The 16,659-nt window shown below is 37.9% G+C and carries 17 protein-coding genes; 3 read left to right on the top strand and 14 right to left on the bottom strand.

Annotated elements, in window-relative coordinates:
- Nucleotides 1–33: 33 nt before the first annotated feature.
- The 14 genes from NG809_RS18085 to NG809_RS18020 all read right to left on the bottom strand — a co-directional run bounded on the left by NG809_RS18085 (nt 34) and on the right by NG809_RS18020 (nt 11,113).
- On the bottom strand, nt 34–480 hold the full coding sequence (locus NG809_RS18085; protein WP_262152733.1) for a DUF3872 domain-containing protein: 447 nt from the start codon (nt 478–480) through the stop codon (nt 34–36).
- 14 nt (nt 481–494) lie between these two features.
- Nucleotides 495–1,049 (bottom strand): conjugal transfer protein TraO, encoded by a 555-nt coding sequence (locus NG809_RS18080; RefSeq protein WP_262152732.1) that lies wholly within the window; start codon nt 1,047–1,049, stop codon nt 495–497.
- 1 nt (nt 1,050) lies between these two features.
- Nucleotides 1,051–1,950 carry a conjugative transposon protein TraN gene (traN, locus tag NG809_RS18075; RefSeq protein ID WP_262152731.1) on the bottom strand — a complete coding sequence of 300 codons (900 nt, stop codon included), beginning with the start codon at nt 1,948–1,950 and terminating at the stop codon, nt 1,051–1,053.
- 5 nt (nt 1,951–1,955) lie between these two features.
- Entirely contained in the window at nt 1,956–3,287 is a 1,332-nt protein-coding gene (gene traM, locus NG809_RS18070) for a conjugative transposon protein TraM (protein WP_262152730.1), read from the bottom strand.
- Nucleotides 3,284–3,526 (bottom strand): hypothetical protein, encoded by a 243-nt coding sequence (locus tag NG809_RS18065; protein WP_262152729.1) that lies wholly within the window; start codon nt 3,524–3,526, stop codon nt 3,284–3,286. Before NG809_RS18065 ends, traM begins: the two co-directional genes overlap by 4 nt.
- 11 nt (nt 3,527–3,537) lie before the next feature.
- Complete coding sequence (traK, locus tag NG809_RS18060; protein ID WP_262152728.1) at nt 3,538–4,161, bottom strand: conjugative transposon protein TraK; 624 nt, start codon at nt 4,159–4,161, stop codon at nt 3,538–3,540.
- A gap of 15 nt (nt 4,162–4,176) precedes the next feature.
- Nucleotides 4,177–5,169 (bottom strand): conjugative transposon protein TraJ, encoded by a 993-nt coding sequence (gene traJ, locus NG809_RS18055; RefSeq protein WP_262152727.1) that lies wholly within the window; start codon nt 5,167–5,169, stop codon nt 4,177–4,179.
- Between the two features lies 1 nt (nt 5,170).
- On the bottom strand, nt 5,171–5,803 hold the full coding sequence (locus NG809_RS18050; RefSeq protein WP_449727701.1) for a DUF4141 domain-containing protein: 633 nt from the start codon (nt 5,801–5,803) through the stop codon (nt 5,171–5,173).
- 19 nt (nt 5,804–5,822) lie between these two features.
- On the bottom strand, nt 5,823–8,330 hold the full coding sequence (locus NG809_RS18045; RefSeq protein WP_262152726.1) for a TraG family conjugative transposon ATPase: 2,508 nt from the start codon (nt 8,328–8,330) through the stop codon (nt 5,823–5,825).
- Nucleotides 8,327–8,659, bottom strand: coding sequence for a DUF4133 domain-containing protein (locus NG809_RS18040; protein ID WP_262152725.1), 333 nt, complete (start codon nt 8,657–8,659; stop codon nt 8,327–8,329). The genes NG809_RS18045 and NG809_RS18040 overlap by 4 nt, the downstream gene beginning before the upstream one ends.
- A gap of 10 nt (nt 8,660–8,669) precedes the next feature.
- On the bottom strand, nt 8,670–8,975 hold the full coding sequence (locus NG809_RS18035) for a DUF4134 domain-containing protein (RefSeq protein WP_262152724.1): 306 nt from the start codon (nt 8,973–8,975) through the stop codon (nt 8,670–8,672).
- 323 nt (nt 8,976–9,298) lie between these two features.
- A complete protein-coding gene (locus NG809_RS18030) occupies nt 9,299–9,910 on the bottom strand; it encodes a conjugal transfer protein TraD (RefSeq protein WP_262152723.1) in 612 nt (203 codons plus the stop codon).
- Between the two features lie 2 nt (nt 9,911–9,912).
- The gene (locus NG809_RS18025; protein WP_262152722.1) at nt 9,913–10,344 is read right to left on the bottom strand and encodes a DUF3408 domain-containing protein; all 432 of its coding nucleotides are present in this window, start codon (nt 10,342–10,344) and stop codon (nt 9,913–9,915) included.
- Between the two features lies 1 nt (nt 10,345).
- Nucleotides 10,346–11,113: a ParA family protein gene (locus NG809_RS18020; RefSeq protein ID WP_262152721.1), complete on the bottom strand. Its 768-nt coding sequence runs from the start codon at nt 11,111–11,113 to the stop codon at nt 10,346–10,348.
- 776 nt (nt 11,114–11,889) lie between these two features.
- Here NG809_RS18020 and mobA point away from each other — a divergent pair.
- From mobA to mobC, 3 genes are all read left to right on the top strand, one after another.
- On the top strand, nt 11,890–12,327 hold the full coding sequence (mobA, locus tag NG809_RS18015; RefSeq protein WP_262152720.1) for a conjugal transfer protein MobA: 438 nt from the start codon (nt 11,890–11,892) through the stop codon (nt 12,325–12,327).
- Between the two features lies 1 nt (nt 12,328).
- On the top strand, nt 12,329–13,621 hold the full coding sequence (locus NG809_RS18010) for a relaxase/mobilization nuclease domain-containing protein (protein ID WP_262152719.1): 1,293 nt from the start codon (nt 12,329–12,331) through the stop codon (nt 13,619–13,621).
- Between the two features lie 118 nt (nt 13,622–13,739).
- Nucleotides 13,740–15,731: a conjugal transfer protein MobC gene (gene mobC, locus NG809_RS18005; protein ID WP_262152718.1), complete on the top strand. Its 1,992-nt coding sequence runs from the start codon at nt 13,740–13,742 to the stop codon at nt 15,729–15,731.
- Nucleotides 15,732–16,659 lie beyond the last annotated feature (928 nt).

The following is a 16,659-nucleotide window of genomic DNA, read 5'->3' as shown; positions in this document are numbered from 1 at the left end:
CAATTCCCATTATTAAAAATGGGAATTGGTTTATTAATCCTTGTTACCGAATTCAAATTCGATCTCTTTCTCATTTCCGAAACTATCCGTTATCCATATTTTAAATTTCTGTGACACCGTAGATGACGATGTGTAATACAGGCGAAACTCTTTCTGACTGAGCTCATACGAATCATTGGGTAGATAGGGTGCATCATCATAATACTTCAGTGTTCCGGATCCGTCAAACTGAAAGTACCTCAAGTAGTATGTGGTTTCAGTAAAATCGCCGGAAGGGTGTATTTTAAGTCTGATTTCCACTGTTTCATCCTTTGCTATATTTTTAGGAACAGGCATGACTGAAATATCAAATGGAAAGTTCTGCTTAATTTCTAATTCATCGTTGATACATGATGAAAGGATTATTTCTGTAAAAGTCAGAATGGGAATTATTAGGAAAACAGGTAAAAAGCGTTTCGCTTTGCAGATAAAATTCTTCATAATGTTTGATTATTCTATAAATTGATTCTTAGTCCGATTCCCACTGAAGGGGTAAACTGGTTTTGCGATGTATTCCAAAGTATTTTTGTTCTGCCCGAAGCAATTAGCGTGAAGCGATCTGAAAGGTAGAATTCTGCAGTAAGCCTTCCGGCTGCTCCATATACTAATGAAGATTCATTAATAATGACTGAGCCATCGAATAAGATTCTTTCATCTCTGTTGATTATCTCATACCCGGCAATTGCTGAGATGGTTGCATTAATCATCAGACTTTTCTTTCTGTTACCAATCATGTTCAAACTGTAACCTGCTTCTGCGGTAATAGTTTCCATGGGTATTTTGCAGGTACGGTATTGGATTTCCTCTCTGGAATAATCCAGTGAATAAAGCAGATAATTTCCTTTTTTGGAATGAACAATTAAACCGGCACTTATAAAATAATTATCTGAGTTTTCTGAAACTAATATTCCTGAATTGATTTCAACACCTTTCTGCTTGGGAAGTATTCGTTGTGCGCTGATCGCATGGTTTGTGATGAGCAATACTATAATTATGATAAACCTTTTCATTCTATTTAAATTTTAAATGAATATCCTCAACAAGTTTTGCACTGATAAGGTCAGCATTTTCAACATGTATTTTCTGATGCCTTCCACCCTCTTTTTCAAAGACTTCTATTTCCAGAATCTGATCTTCCAGTAATGTAAACTGATCTAGTAGATAAACTGCCTTTTCATCGGATTGATGATTAATCGTCTTAGTGATTAAATACTCACGAACCGGTGTCAATAATTTATCCTGAACAACTGTTCGTTTCAAATTCTTCTTGTCAACAATCTTAAAGCTGAAAAAATCGATATTGTATGGAATGTTGCTTTTATTCTTAAAATTGAACATAAAATAAAATTTTCCTTCATGAACATATAAAGATTCCAACAGAAAATGTATTCCGAAACTTTTGTTTCCGATATGCCTGATGGTTCTTTTGGGATTTTCGTGCAATGTTTTCATCAAAAGCTCTGTCAATGAAGCCGGTTCTCCTTTAAGGTCTTCTAATAACACTTCTGTTGAATATTCTTTTTCATGCTGTCTTTGCAGTTTAAGAAGATCATAATTTAAAGTGTCCGGATACGAACTGTAAAATACATCAAAGCTGTAAAATTTACCATCCTGCGTAATGACTGAGAAATTCGTTTCTTCTTCAAAATCTTTTATTCCTGCCTTAATTCGCAGAACATTTCCAACATCCTCTGCTTTGTTGGCAATAAGATTTTCGCTTCCCAAATCAACATACCGAATTGGTGAAGGGAATATTAAATGGGTTGTCTTGTTATAGGTGACTTCCATTTTATAAGGTTCCATTCTTGCTTCATTCAGTGAAGCAAATTGTGGCATTTCCTGAGCTCTGGTTGAGCTTGTAAAAAATATCAATAGAATCAATATGATCCATGGTGTATGTATAATCTTCATTATAATTATTTTGATGTTATTTTATTTGTTGAGACCAGAAAAACCTGATGGCCGGCTTTTACAGTAACTTTAGGAAGTCTGACCTTTTTTTGAAAATATCCTGATACTCCCTGAACAACACCTTTTGTCAAGTCTGCCGCAATCTGCTGTCCTGCGGATTGAGTCATCATGATATTGGTTCCTGAAGTCTGTCCCATATTTCCCAAAATTTCATTTGCTGCATTTTGTTCAGGAGAATAAGGAATATGAAGTCCTGACTGCCCGTCGTTATCATGCACATTGATCTCAACCTGCTGGATGTTGCCATTGTACTCAATGGTTGAAATTTTCAACATCAACCTTCCTCCCTGAAATTTTGCAGTTGCTTTGAGTACAGTGCCTGCCGGAATAAAGGTCTTTGCTACAAGCATCGGCTGTGAAAGCCTTAAGCTTACTATACTTTCTGCGGTAATGGTTTTTGTTTCATGGATCACCCCCTTAATACTGTTGGGATAGGAAAAATTATTTACCTGCTTACTGCTTTGCAGATCGTTGAAACTGTTTCGATGTAAAGTTGTTAGAAAAGCACTGTCACTGACTTCACGGTACAGACTGGATATGATGCTTTTTCTTACTGGCAAGGCAGCTGTCACTTGAAGTTTCTTATCTTCATCCTGATTTTCAAGAACTTTATTTTCTACTGATTTCTCTGAGCCGGAGTTCGTTGGAAGATACTTTGCAGCCATCTGATAAGATTTCTCCATCAGTTCAAGCTGATCATTAATGGTTGATCCAACAGGTGCCGAATCTTTTTGTGATGATTCATTCCTGAGTCTGCTAATTTCTCTTTTCAGCTCACGAACTTCCTGATCATCCCTGCTGTAAAAAGAGCCTAAAGTCTGCTGCGCATTTCGATAACTGTTGACGGCATTCTGATCACCTGATAATATTCCGCTTTGATTTAATTGAGATTGATCACCTGCATTTTGTGAATTTCCATTCGGCAAGGTCACAGGGTCTGTCCAGTAATCTGAAAGCGTCGATAAAGCATTTTTTTTCTCTTCATTCTTCTGCTCAAGCAATTGCTGTTCGTAAGCTTTCTGCTTATCGGACTGTAATTTATCTTCTGCTGCCTGTGGAATTGCTGAATTAAAACCGACATCTTCAATTATTATTTTTTCTTTTGGTTTAAAAATAAGATACAGGCATCCTGCACAGACAACAGCCATGAGAAAATAAATCAATGGTTTCTTCAGTTTTTCAAGCTGTTCTTTTCTGGTTTCATGAAGTTCATTGTTCGATGAAAATCCGGAACTTCCTTCAGTAACCCTAACCTGGGTTGTATTCTGATCTTTCATTTTGGTACTTTTTTATTGATGTCGATTCCTACAGGGATGTTGCTGATGTGACTGCCGATTGGAATTGCTTTGCTGTGAGCCGCATTACACCAGATCTGTATAAACGCAGCCATAATGACCAAAGTGTAAACTGCAAAAAAGATTTTTGTCAGTATTCGTTGACGTTTCTCGGGCAATGCTTTCCACTTCTGCTCTGCATTCAGAACCTGTTGATCGATTGTTTGTCTAAACTTTTTCATTGGTTTTGATTTTAACGTTCAACAGTTTCAATATCTTTGTTCTCGACAACATTAAATTTTTCAATAGTAAATCCCTGGGGATTGCTGTCCGACCTTACCGAGTTTACAAGTGAGCAGTTGGTGATCAGACTTCTGATGGTCAGATTACTGGATCTGATAATATACTGACGGGCAAAAGTTTGTACTTGATAAGGATAATTGTTGAAGTTTGCTACAACACTGTCGACTTCAATTCTTTGCTGGATATTTCCAGAAATAATTCGGTTGTAATAGCCTTTTTCAGATAGGTCTTTGTAGTAATTGAAGGCAGACTGGTCAGCCAGGTTGAAAGCTCTTTTGACGTTGCTCTCGATTGCATTTTTATCGGGAGCAATTGTAAAGAAGAGTTCGTGAAAACGCCTAACATGTTCTCTCGCTTCTACAGGACGGTTGATCGACATATCCTGAGAAAGCGCAACCATCAGAGATTTTCCATTGTCCAGTACATAGATCTTCTGTCGTTGTTCTTCTGCAAATTGATAAGATTTGAAGATCACCAGTCCAACCACTCCAAAGCATAACAAGGCAAAAACAAACGTAAATAACCGGATCTGTCTGAAACTGTTTTCTATATTTCTTAAAGTTTTAAATTCCATTGTTTTTGGGTTTAATTATTTTAATAATCTTCCTGAAATATTGCCCGTCGCTGAACCTGCGGCAGCGCCGGCAATGTTTCCTGATTTCTGTGCAGTCTGGTTGACATTGCGCGTAAAGTTGCCTGCACCTCCAGCCTGTATAACCCAGCCGGTAACCGTTGGAACTGTAAAGTATCCGATGATTCCGATAATCATAAAGATGATATAGACTGTGTTAGAAGTATCAGGAATGAAGTTAGGATCAGATAGCATCTCAATATCTCTTTCGATAATCAGTGACTGGATCTTGGCAAGGATTGCACTGAAAATGTCAGCGACAGGAAGCCAAAGGTAAACACTGATATATCGGGTGAGCCATTGCGTTAATGTGGATTGAAAACCATCCCATACCGAAATCGCAAATGCAATAGGCCCGAGAATCGAAAGGACTATAAGAAAAAAAGTTCTGATGGTATCAATTACCAAAGCGGCTGCCTGAAAGAGTATTTCCAGAAATTCCCTAAAGCCGTCCCTGATCTGTTTTTTTACCTCAAACATCTGCCTTTCCATATACATTCCTGACATGGTAACCAAATCTGATGGAGACCAACCCAACTCTTCAAGTTTTTTATCAAACTCCTCATCAGAAGCCAGATAGGACATCTCAGGATTTCGAAGCAGAGCCTCCCTTTCCAACAGATCTTTTTTCTGCTGCAACTCGTTTAGATCCAAAACCTGACCTTCCAGCATGGAATGACTGCCTTCAACAACAGGACTCAGCACTCCATTGATGCCTCCTAAAACCAATGTTGAAAAAAACATAATACAGATTCCGATCGCAAAAGGTCTCAGCATTGGAAAGAGGTCAATGGGTTCGGCTCTGCTTAAAGACTGCCAGACTTTAATGGCAACATAAAACAGTGCTCCCAGTCCGGCAACAGCTTTTGCAACATTGGCCATGTCTTCGCACAACGGCATCATTTCTTCGTATACCGCACGCAATACTTCGTGTAAATTAGTCTCTTCCATCCTACCAGTATTTTTGATTTGCAGTTCCGTACAGATTTAAAACCCTTTGGGTATTATTCTGCTTTTTAGCGCGCAGGTAGCTGACAGAAATATTCTTGTTCGTATAGTAGCGAACCAGATTATGATAGTCCTTCACTTCTTTGTAAACCCTGTCTATGACATCCATTCTCTCTTTGTCATTCAACGACAAGTTGGTAGAAGTAACAATCTGCTTTAACTCTTTAAGCAGTTCAGTACTTTCGTTAAGTAAAGTGGAATATCCATTGGCAATGGCTGTAAGTTCCTGCGTATTAAAGCTTGGGTCATTGAGCATCTTCCCGAAATTGTTGACGTACATATCAGACACATCACCCACTAAAAGTACCGTCTGCTGCACTTTGCGGGCATCCTTGACCAGGTTATTCACTGCCTTTAGCTTATCATAGTATTCCTTTCCCTGTTCATACACCTTCTTGACCTCATTAAAGTTCTTGACCACATTGGAAACTGTGTTTGAGGTCTGAACAATTTCATTGGCGGAGTTCAGAATTCCTGATGCGAGATTGGCAGGGTCGGTCACTACGAACTGTGCTTTTGCAAATGTTGCTATTGCGAGTCCCGCTATCATCAGAGTTTTAATGATTAAATTTTTCATTACTTTTAATTTTAATTGATTAATTTTCTTTGTTCGATTTGATTCTCTTTAAGGAGATCCTCTTGATGGCATGTTCGACATTGCCATCCAGTTCCGAAGCTAAGTTCATGACTTCCATTTTCTCAGTTTCTTCAGTTGTGTAAGCCAGATATTCTTCTGTAGACACTTCCGTAGCATACACAGCGGAATGAGTTCCTCCTAATCCAATCCATACTTCTTTGTAAAGTCTTTTTGAATCATTGTTCATATTGATCGAAAGTACCTGAGCTTTTTCTTTGTCAGTCAAACCGAGCATCGCCTGAATATCATCGAACTTGTTCATGTATTTCCGCTGATCCAGCAGGATTTTGCAGTCTGAATTGTTGATGATACTTTCTTTTACAATGGGTGATTGTATAATGTCGTCTACTTCCTGAGTAACTACGATGGCTTCGCCGAAGAATTTCCTTACTGTTTTGAAGAGATATTTAATATATTCCGCCATCCCTTCTTTAGCAATCGCTTTCCAAGCTTCTTCAATCAAAATGAGTTTTCTGATTCCTTTAAGCCTTCGCATCTTGTTGATGAAAACCTCCATTATGATAATGGTCACAATCGGAAATAGTATCTTATGATCTTTGATGGCATCGATCTCGAAAACAATAAACCTTTTGGAAAGAAGATCCAGCTGTCTATCTGAATTGAGCAGGTAATCATATTCTCCGCCTCTGTAATAAGGTTCGAGAACATTTAAAAAGTTGGCGATATCGAAATCTTTCTCACGTACTTTTTTCAGCTCCAATACTGCCTGATAATCATTCTTTACATAGTCATAAAAGCCATTGAAACAAGGATACTGTACAGCTCGTTTGATCTGCTCAATATATCCGCTGACGGCATTGGACAAGGCGACCTCTTCTGATCTTGTAGGTGGTTCGTCATCTCTTTTCCACAAGGTTAAAATCAATGTTTTTATACTTTCTCTTTTCTCAATGTCGAAAACGCCGTCATCTGTGTAGAATGGGTTAAAAGCGATAGGATTATCTTCAGTGTAGGTGAAATACACTCCGTCCTCCCCCTTTGTCTTTCCTTTGATCAGTTCACATAAACCCTGATAGGAGTTTCCGGTATCTACCAATAATACATGGGCTCCCTGCTCATAATACTGTCTGACCATGTGGTTGGTAAAAAAAGACTTTCCGCTCCCTGATGGTCCGAGAATAAACTTATTACGATTCGTAATAATGCCCTGTTTCATCGGAAGATCAGAAATATCCAGGTGAATCGGTTTACCTGTGAGTCTGTCAGCCATCTTGATTCCAAATGGTGAGGGTGAATTCTGATAATTGGTCTCTTCGGTGAAAAAACACAGTGCAGGTTCAATGAAGGTGTAAAAACTTTCCTCACTTGGAAAATCTCCTGCATTTCCGGGTATTCCTGACCAATACAATGTGGCAACGTCTGTGGTATTGTGGCGGGGTTTGCATTCCATTAAAGCCAAAGCACTTCCGGTATCGTTTTTCAGTTGTTTAAGTTCAGAGAGCTGATCTGACCATGACATGATATTGAAATGAGCACGGATGGATTGCAGGCCATATGAATGGGCTTCATTAAGGTATTTCTCAACCCATTCCTTATTAATCTGATTTGCCCGGCTGTATCTGGCCAGAGAATGCATATTTCTGGCTGACTTTTCAAATTTGCTGAGATTATCTTCACTGTTGTCAATAAAAAGATATTGATTGTAAATGTGATTGCAGTTGAGCAGCAGTCCAACAGGGGAAGCAAATGACAGCAGACAGTCACTTCGGTCTGTACTCAGTTTTTCATAGCGGCTGTAAGAAGACACCGTTCCTGGAAGATCATCCGTATCAGATAATGTGTGCATGCTGATCCGGTTATTCCCGATTCGCATTTCTTCTGCGCCAAGATGAATATCCTGAAGGGATGGATTGAGTTCTCTGGATAAAGTAAGGTACTGTTCCAAAAGTCCTGACTGACCTGCTGTTCCGGTAATCTCATCTTCCGTCATTCTTTCCAGTCTCACATAACCGCTGTCATTCATAATTCTTTCCAACTGATCAACCGCTTCCATGAATTTGGCGATAACTTCCTTATCCCTGATTTCTTTGGGAATGAGTTTTCCTTTGCAGAGCGATGAGAAATTGCTCTGCATTCTCATTCTTTCTTTACTTGTTTTGGTGATGAAGAGATAGCAGTAATGATTCAGAAAAGGTCTTTCATTGAAATGCCTTTCAAAGGATTTGGATAGAAAACTCTGATCTTCTTTTGATAAATCCGGATTGTAGTTTTCTTTGATGAACCAATCCTGCTTGTGTACGATGCTGTAATCAGGTAATGTTTTAACAGCCTTAAACCACGCAGAATGGATGGCTTCATATTCTGCTGAAGCAACGGTAAAAAGCTCCGGTAGTCTCACTTTGAAACAGACCGTAATATCAGCATCTTTTGAAATGATGCAGTTTTCTTCCACTGCTAACAGTGGGAATTTGCTTTCCAGTGTTGCTGCTTTGGATTGATTTCTCATGCTGCAGTTTTTTTAGAGTTGATTGTGATGAACCTGAAGATGGACTTTCGGCTGATGATGTATTGAGGATGTTTTTTCTTTGCACCCAGTTTCATCAAACCATGCTCTCCGTATTTTCTGTTCAATGAGAAAGTCAGCCAGATCAAAAGTCCTGCACTTGATCCGCCCAGAAAAAGGCAGAGGTAAGTATGGACTCCCGCCATGTACATGATCATTACGAATACCAATATTCCCAATAATCCGCCTGCGAAGATGAAGAGATACTGCGCTTTTAACCCTTTGAATTCAACAGTTCTTCCGATACCTTTGTTGATATGATATGTATTCATAAGCATATTTTTAAAGGAAGAATGAACGGAGGATGGTAGCGGCAACAATTAAGAAGATACATGCTCCGAACCAGCTGGCGGCTGTCTTGCTGGTGTCGGGATCTCCACTACTGAATTTGTTGTAAACCTTAACACCTCCAATCAGTCCGACGACAGCTCCAATGGCATAAATAAGTTGAGTTGCCGGCTCGAAATAAGAGGTAACCATCTGGGTGGCTTCATTAATTCCGGCGGTGCCGTTGCCTTGTGCGGATACCTGAAATGCAGTAACAAGAAATACGCTGCAGATCAGAATTTTAATCTTTTGTTTTTCCATGAGTGAAACATTTTAGTTCATGAAAACTGCGCTTTGCAGCTTTCGGAAACAAATGTATCGGGAGCATTTAAAGATGATCTTAAACTGGAATTATCTGATAGACATTGGCATTCTGTTGCTTAACAAAACTATCATAGAAAGATGTTCGCAAAATAAAATTTGATGTTGCAGCAATTAATAATAAGCATGAAAAACCCGGCGTATGCCGGGTAAAAACAGGTAACCTTCTAAACTCAATTATCTGGAGTAGATTAACGCATATAATTAGGAAATAATAAAAAGATGGAGACACCCTACAGGGATATCTGTTTTTTTTAACTGAGCTAAATAAATTCATTGATATCAAACTCTGTCAAATCTTTTTTAATGTCCTTTTCAGCGAAGCTGTTGTCCAAAAGTTCTGCTATTTTTGCAGAGACTCCTTCAAAAGAGCTCTCCAGCAGAGCAAATAATTCTGTGCCATGAATTTTTCCAAACAGATTGCTCGCCGCTTCTTTTTCAGTGGATTGCAGTGCATGAGATTTCAACAATCTTCCTGCATCGTTTAATTCTTCAAAAGTAACTCCCTGAGCTAAATTACCGTAATTAACAGTAAGTCCGTATTTTTTCCATTCCTCTTCCTCCTCTTCCAAATCAATCGGATCGGAAAAAACCTCATCCAGGTCCTCACTGGAAATTTGAACAGATCTATCTTCTTTTACATCTTGATCATTCAAACGTTCAGATGCTTTCTCCGGATATTCTTTTTCACCCTTTGAGGACTCAGATTGAGCCGTATTAATTACAGGTCGCCTGGGCTCACCCATAACCGATGGATCTTTTACTTTTTTAACTTGATTTGAACTGGCTGTGTTAAGTGTTTCTTTATTGGCTGCTTTCTCATAGATGAGCAGGATGATCACGATCAGCAGGCATATAATAATTAATGTTTCCATAATCAAAAAAGCGGTTTAAATTTATTATTGAAATCTTCAGTGATTGCGTTTTCAAACATGTCAAAATGATGTTCGAGAATATTGTCCAGATAAGCATACAATGGAATGTTATCGTCGCCAATTACCTGTACAATACGCGTGAGTCTTTCGTGATATTCCTGCCTGATGTAGATGCTCTTATCTCCCCGCTTAGCCATTGAATGAGTGGTTAGAAACCGGTCGCCATAGTTTTCGGCTGTTAGCTTCTTTGTTTTACCTCGTTCTTTAGGCACAGGTTTATTTTCTGTTGCTGCCTGTTTCATTAGCCTATCAGATTCAGATTCAGTGTGAATCTCCGGAAGCTCAAGCCCATCTTTCTTTACTCCGTCGACCATCATATCCATCATCATCTGTTCATCAATAACAGGTGCATCTTTTTTAGTTTTTTTTTCCATTTTACAATTGAATTATTTTTAAAAATTCTTTCACAAATAAATCCAATCGACAAATCTTCATCAGGCGTTCATCCGGTGGAAGTAAAGTGCAACGGAAAATATTTTTGCTGTCCATTTCACTTTCTTTCCGAAACCTAGTACTGTTTTTGATTCGGCTGTCCATAAGGCTCAAACCTAACTCCTTAATGAGTTTATCGTAGATCCCGTACAGCGGTGTATTTTCCCTGCCGTCCACCTGATTCCAGAAAAGATTGACCGTTTCAATAGAGGTCTCCCCTTTTTTCATCACGACATCCTGTAGTAACTGCGTAAAGATCAGTGTGCTCTCCATAACCAGCCGGTCTGCTGTAATAGGTGTGAAAATGTGATGCATACCTGCGAGTGCGTTCAGTATTCCTGAAGTATTGACGGTGCCGGGAAGATCGAAGAAAATAACATCCGGAAATACCGTAGAAGATTGAATAAAATCCTTCGCCGCTTCCACCACAGTATCTGCCTTGTGCTGAATAATGGGATAGGCTTTTTTATTGATTACTGTAAACTGTCTGTAAGCCTGCTTTTTTAAAATTTCATTTTCCATGACCATTGTCAGGTCACGTGATTTCATCTTTGACAAACTGTATTGTGGGAAATCTGCATCAAAGACTGCAACATTATATCCCATCCGATAATGTAACGTACTTGCCAGCAAAGTGGTGAATGTGCTTTTTCCTACACCACCTTTCTGAGAGGAAAATGAAATAAACAAAGTTTTCTTTTTTGTATCCATATCTAAAAATTTTAGTTCATAATAATTGCACGCTGCTGCACGTCCGTCAGACTGCAAGTCATTTGTTCAGTCCTGCATAATGGCTGACTGGTTTGCCGTCATCAGACCTTGATGGATGGTAAACCTGATCAACTGTTAGCCGCATAACGTTCAGAACTGCCATCATTAAGACGATCCTGCTTTGCGGAAAAGGCTCTGAAATGCTGCCTGCCCGGCAATGATGGAATGCAGAGGGCTAAACATACTTCCCTCTTTCTAATTTGACTTCCGGCATTCCGTGCAGTTAGCAGTCTTGAATTCATGCAATCATGCATTTCTGCATTCCTTATCTCTTTAACCATCTTCATCCGGCAGGCAAACATTCGGTTAAATAATCATTCATTAATGCCAGTCTGCCTGCCAACATTACGCTGCAAAGCAAAAAACTTGATGCATATCATCACTTACTATGGCAATTAATGGCACTACAGAGAACAGTTTGTCCTGAACGGAGTTAAGCTGACATCTCCTTTCAAGCGCTTACTTTGCTTCATGAGATCGGGTAAGCGTTCACTCTTCATTTTTATATGATTTTAAATTAAAAAAGATGTTTTTGAAAATGTGGAATCAATACACATTAATCATCTACAGATGAGTAAGGGTGTTCACCGGAACACGGCAAGTTGTGTTTTGAGTGCCTCATAACTGTTTTTTGTGCCTCAAAACAACTTGCCCTGCCGGGAGCTGAAAAACATTCTCCGAAGTCGAAGTTTTATGAATAAAATAATTGAATTACTATGACCAACCAAAATAATAAGAACAGAAATAAAGGTGGCAGAAAACCAAAGGTGAATCCAAGTACCCACCGCCATGTTTTTAGACTGACAGATGAGGAAAATGATCGTTTGATGATGCTTTATGAAGAGTCAGGACTTCCTAATAAAGCAAAATTCATAGTCCATGCACTGTTTTCGAAAGAAATTAAAACGGTGAAAATTGACAGGGGAGCAGTGGATTTTTACATGCGGCTGACCTCTCTTTATTCTCAGTTTCGTGCAGTAGGGGTTAATTATAACCAGGTGGTAAAGCTTTTACATACCTGGTTTTCGGATCGGAAAGCGGCTGCATTTTTATATAAACTGGAAAAACAAACGGCTGAGTTAGCCGTTTTGTGTAAGAAGATCATTGAGATTACGGAACAGTTTAACAGACATCATTTGAAAAAGGAAGAATGAAATGATTGCAAAAATTGGGAGAAGCAGCAATATGTATGGAGCGTTAGCCTACAATAATAAGAAGGTTGAAAGTGAGAAAGGAAAAATTTTAATGACTAATAAAATGATTGAAACGGCTGATGGAAGGTACACGGTATCTCAATTAGCACATTCATTTGAACCTTATCTGGCAGCAAACCGAAATACAGAAAAGTATACCGTACATATCTCATTGAATCCTGATCCAAAGGATAAAGTCAACGATGAAGATTTTGTACAGATTGCACAGGATTATATGAATAAGATGGGATACGGAGAACAGCCTTATGTTGTATTTAAACATTTGGATGTCGACCGTACGCACATTCACATTGTTTCAGTAGCTGTTGATGAGATGGGAAAAAAGATTTCAGATCGGTTTGAGAAAAGAAGATCAATGGAAATATGCAGGGAGTTGGAAAACAAATTTGAATTAGCACCTGCTAAAATGAAAAGAGATGAGAAATTTGAGTTAACATTTCGTCCTGTCGATTACACAACTGGTGATCTTAAAAAGCAGATCGCTTCTGTAATCCGTCAACTTCCGAAATACTACCAGTTTAGAAGTCTGGGCGAATACAATGCTTTACTTTCCCTCTTTAATATTACAACAGAAAAAGTTGATGGTGACTTACAAGGTACATTACAAAATGGCCTGCTCTATTTTCCACTGAATGAGAAAGGTGAAAAAGCAGGAAATCCCTTTAAGGCATCTTTGTTTGGAAAAGATGCCGGACTTTCTGCTTTGGAAAAACATTTTCTGAAATGTCGTGAATCTCTACTAGATGATGTGCTGAAATCTCATCTGAAGGAAGTTATAGCGAATATCATAAAATCAACATTAAATGAAAATGATTTTAAAAATAATTTAATCAGACAGGGAATAAATACTGTGATTAGAAGAAACAGTAATGGGATGATGTACGGAATTACTTTTATTGATCATAATTCAAAAACTGTCTGGAATGGTTCGGGTCTGGGGAAAGAATTTTCTTCCAATAGTTTAAATGAAAGATGGAAAAATGAAAATCTACCGGAAAATAAAAAATTACGCAAAGAGAAAAATGAAATCCTGAATACAGATAAACCCTCAAATGCACTGTCAGAAAAACCACATGAATTTTTCGGTTTTTTAGAAAAACATCAAAATGACAGTCAGTCCGAAGAGAGCTTTATGGAATCAGCAGGTGGATTATTTTCATTTAACAATGACAGTCTTCAGGAGGAGCTTGAATTTGAGCATCAGATGAGAAAGAGACGGAAAAAGAAACGCTGAGGTGCAAAATATCTTCTGTAATACTGACAGATACTGCCTTATAAAGACGGAAATTTCAAGTATGCCGGCTTCAATCTTATCGTGTCTTACATTCGCTCCTAAATAATTATACAATCTTATGGGAGAAGATGATACAAGAGGTCTGTCCAAAATAATGGGATTTATGAGAGCTATCAGTATTCTATTGGTTTTGATGCATCTCTACTGGTTTTGTCACGGCTTTTTTTTGGAAAGGGGCTGGACTTTAAATCTTATAAATAGAATACTGTACAATTTTGACCGTAATGCAGGCCTGTTTTCCAATCTTTTATATTCCAAAATATTTGCTCTCGTATTACTGGCACTGAGCTGTCTGGGAACAAAAGGGGTAAAGAATGAAAAGATCAGGTGGTCAAAAATATGTGTTGTTTCAGGGATTGGGTTTGTTCTGTTTTTTATGAATTTTCCTTTGTTGGAATTGGAATTAATTATTGGCAATTTTTTTTATATTCTGTTTACGGGATTGGGATATGTCTGTATTATGGTTGCAGGAGTCTGGATGAGCCGACTTTTGCGAAATAATCTGATGGATGATGTTTTTAACAATGAGAATGAAAGTTTTATGCAGGAAACTAAACTGATGCAGAATGAGTACTCTGTCAATCTTCCCACCAGATTTTATTATAAAGGAAAATGGAATGACGGCTATATCAATGTTGTCAATCCCTTCAGAGCAACAATTGTTTTAGGAACTCCGGGCTCAGGTAAATCCTATGCGATTGTCAATAATTATATCAGGCAGCATATTGAAAAAGGCTTTTCAATGTACATTTATGATTTTAAATTCGATGACCTTTCTACGATTGCCTACAATCATTTGTTAAAGCACACCGCTCGTTACAAAGTGCCTCCAAAATTCTTTGTAATTAATTTTGATGATCCAAGGAAAAGTCATCGCTGCAATCCACTGAATCCGGAATTTATGACGGATATTTCAGATGCCTATGAAGCGGCATACACTATCATGTTGAATCTGAACAGAAGCTGGATACAGAAGCAGGGTGACTTTTTTGTTGAATCACCTATCATATTACTCGCTGCAATCATTTGGTTTTTGAAAATCTACGAGGATGGAAAGTACTGTACGTTTCCGCATGCTATAGAACTTTTAAATAAAAAGTATTCAGATGTATTTACCATTCTAACCTCATATCCTGATCTTGAAAACTACCTGTCCCCTTTTATGGATGCCTGGCAGGGAGGCGCACAGGATCAGTTGCAGGGGCAAATAGCTTCCGCAAAAATTCCGTTATCCCGAATGATCTCCCCGCAGTTATACTGGGTGATGACAGGCGATGATTTTTCACTGGATATTAACAATCCGAAGGAACCGAAAATATTATGTGTAGGAAACAATCCTGACAGACAGAATATATATTCTGCTGCTTTGGGTCTGTATAACTCAAGAATCGTAAAGCTGATCAATAAAAAGGGACAGTTGAAGAGTTCAGTGATCATCGATGAATTACCAACGATTTATTTTCGTGGTCTCGATAATCTGATTGCCACAGCAAGAAGCAACAAAGTAGCAGTATGTTTGGGATTTCAGGATTACTCGCAGTTGACCAGAGATTATGGGGATAAGGAAAGTAAAGTGATCCAGAATACAGTTGGTAATATCTTTAGTGGGCAGGTAGTAGGCGAAACTGCTAAAAGCTTATCTGAACGGTTCGGAAAAGTGTTGCAGAAAAGACAAAGCATATCGATCAACAAAAATGATACTTCCACCTCTATCTCAACACAATTGGATACTTTAATTCCGGCATCGAAAATATCTACGTTGACGCAGGGTGTTTTTGTCGGAGCTGTCTCTGATAATTTTGATGAAAGGATTGAGCAGAAAATGTTTCATGCTGAAATTGTTGTCGATAATGATCTGGTTGCGAGAGAAACGAAAAACTACCGGAAAATACCGGAGGTTTTAAGTTTTGTAGATAATGATGGAAATGATCAAATGAAACAGGTGATTGATGAAAATTACCGAAAGATTAAAACAGATATTTCAACCATTATCACTGTTGAACTGGAAAGGATTAAAAATGACCCGGATTTAAAGCATTTGGTTGACTGACAGGAAAGTTCAGTTGTTCCTGTACTTTTAATCTTTAAATGACCTGATTAACTGGAAAATTACGGATTTAATCATTTCTTTTCCGAAATTACAAAAGTAACTTTTGTCTTTTTATTTACGGTCTGACTGTAGTTTTAAAAACTTTTTAAATTGGGAGATAAGCATGGTAGCGGAATTTTCTTATCTTTTAAATCTTGTCTCAGAATATCTTTTTGAGTAAGGAAACAGCAGGATATAAAAGTTTTATGTTGTTTGTTATTCTACATCGCCTTCAATCCTGTATACCCGTATAAGTATTTAGAAATGATATGTTCAACTAAATTGTGAACATCGTTAATTTTTAGAGATATCAGTAAAAAGGAAATTATTATGTGATGTAATTCTTCCCTGGCGCTTAAAAACTTCCTGTAAAAAAGCTTAGAAATTTGATAAAGAATTAAGAGGGAATGCTGAAATCTTAACAGAAGATCTAATACTGATCGAACGCTTCTTCTATCAATTTAGAAAATTACCCGGTTATCAAAACCAGAAGTATATAAAAACCGAAGTGACTTCACTCCGGTTTACTTTTTTAATATCATCAGGACAACTGTTTGTCAATGGTGTAACTTTCCGAATCCATATGATCTCCGAATTTCGCATATTTTGCAGTTACAGGGGTCGTCACTCAGATAATACTTGTAATATTTTCCGCGACAAACTACTTCTTATAGAGGTCTTTTCAGTTTTCTCCTTAAAAAAATTACAGGCCAAAAAGAATGATTTCAAAAACCCGCATAGCATTGGTTCCTGTTTGTAAAAATCAGTATTATAAATTGCCTGATCTTATATTGATTACCTGATGTAAAAATTGTAAATAAATTACTGATTTATTTGTTCAAATTTCGCATATAAACTTGAGACAGTGCTACCCTTGCCTTTTTATCAT

Origin of the sequence: Chryseobacterium foetidum, from assembly GCF_025457425.1 — a bacterium.
GTDB lineage: Bacteria > Bacteroidota > Bacteroidia > Flavobacteriales > Weeksellaceae > Chryseobacterium > Chryseobacterium foetidum.
Note: the sequence above shows the minus strand (reverse complement) of the source record. Positions and strands in the feature narration are given on the sequence as shown.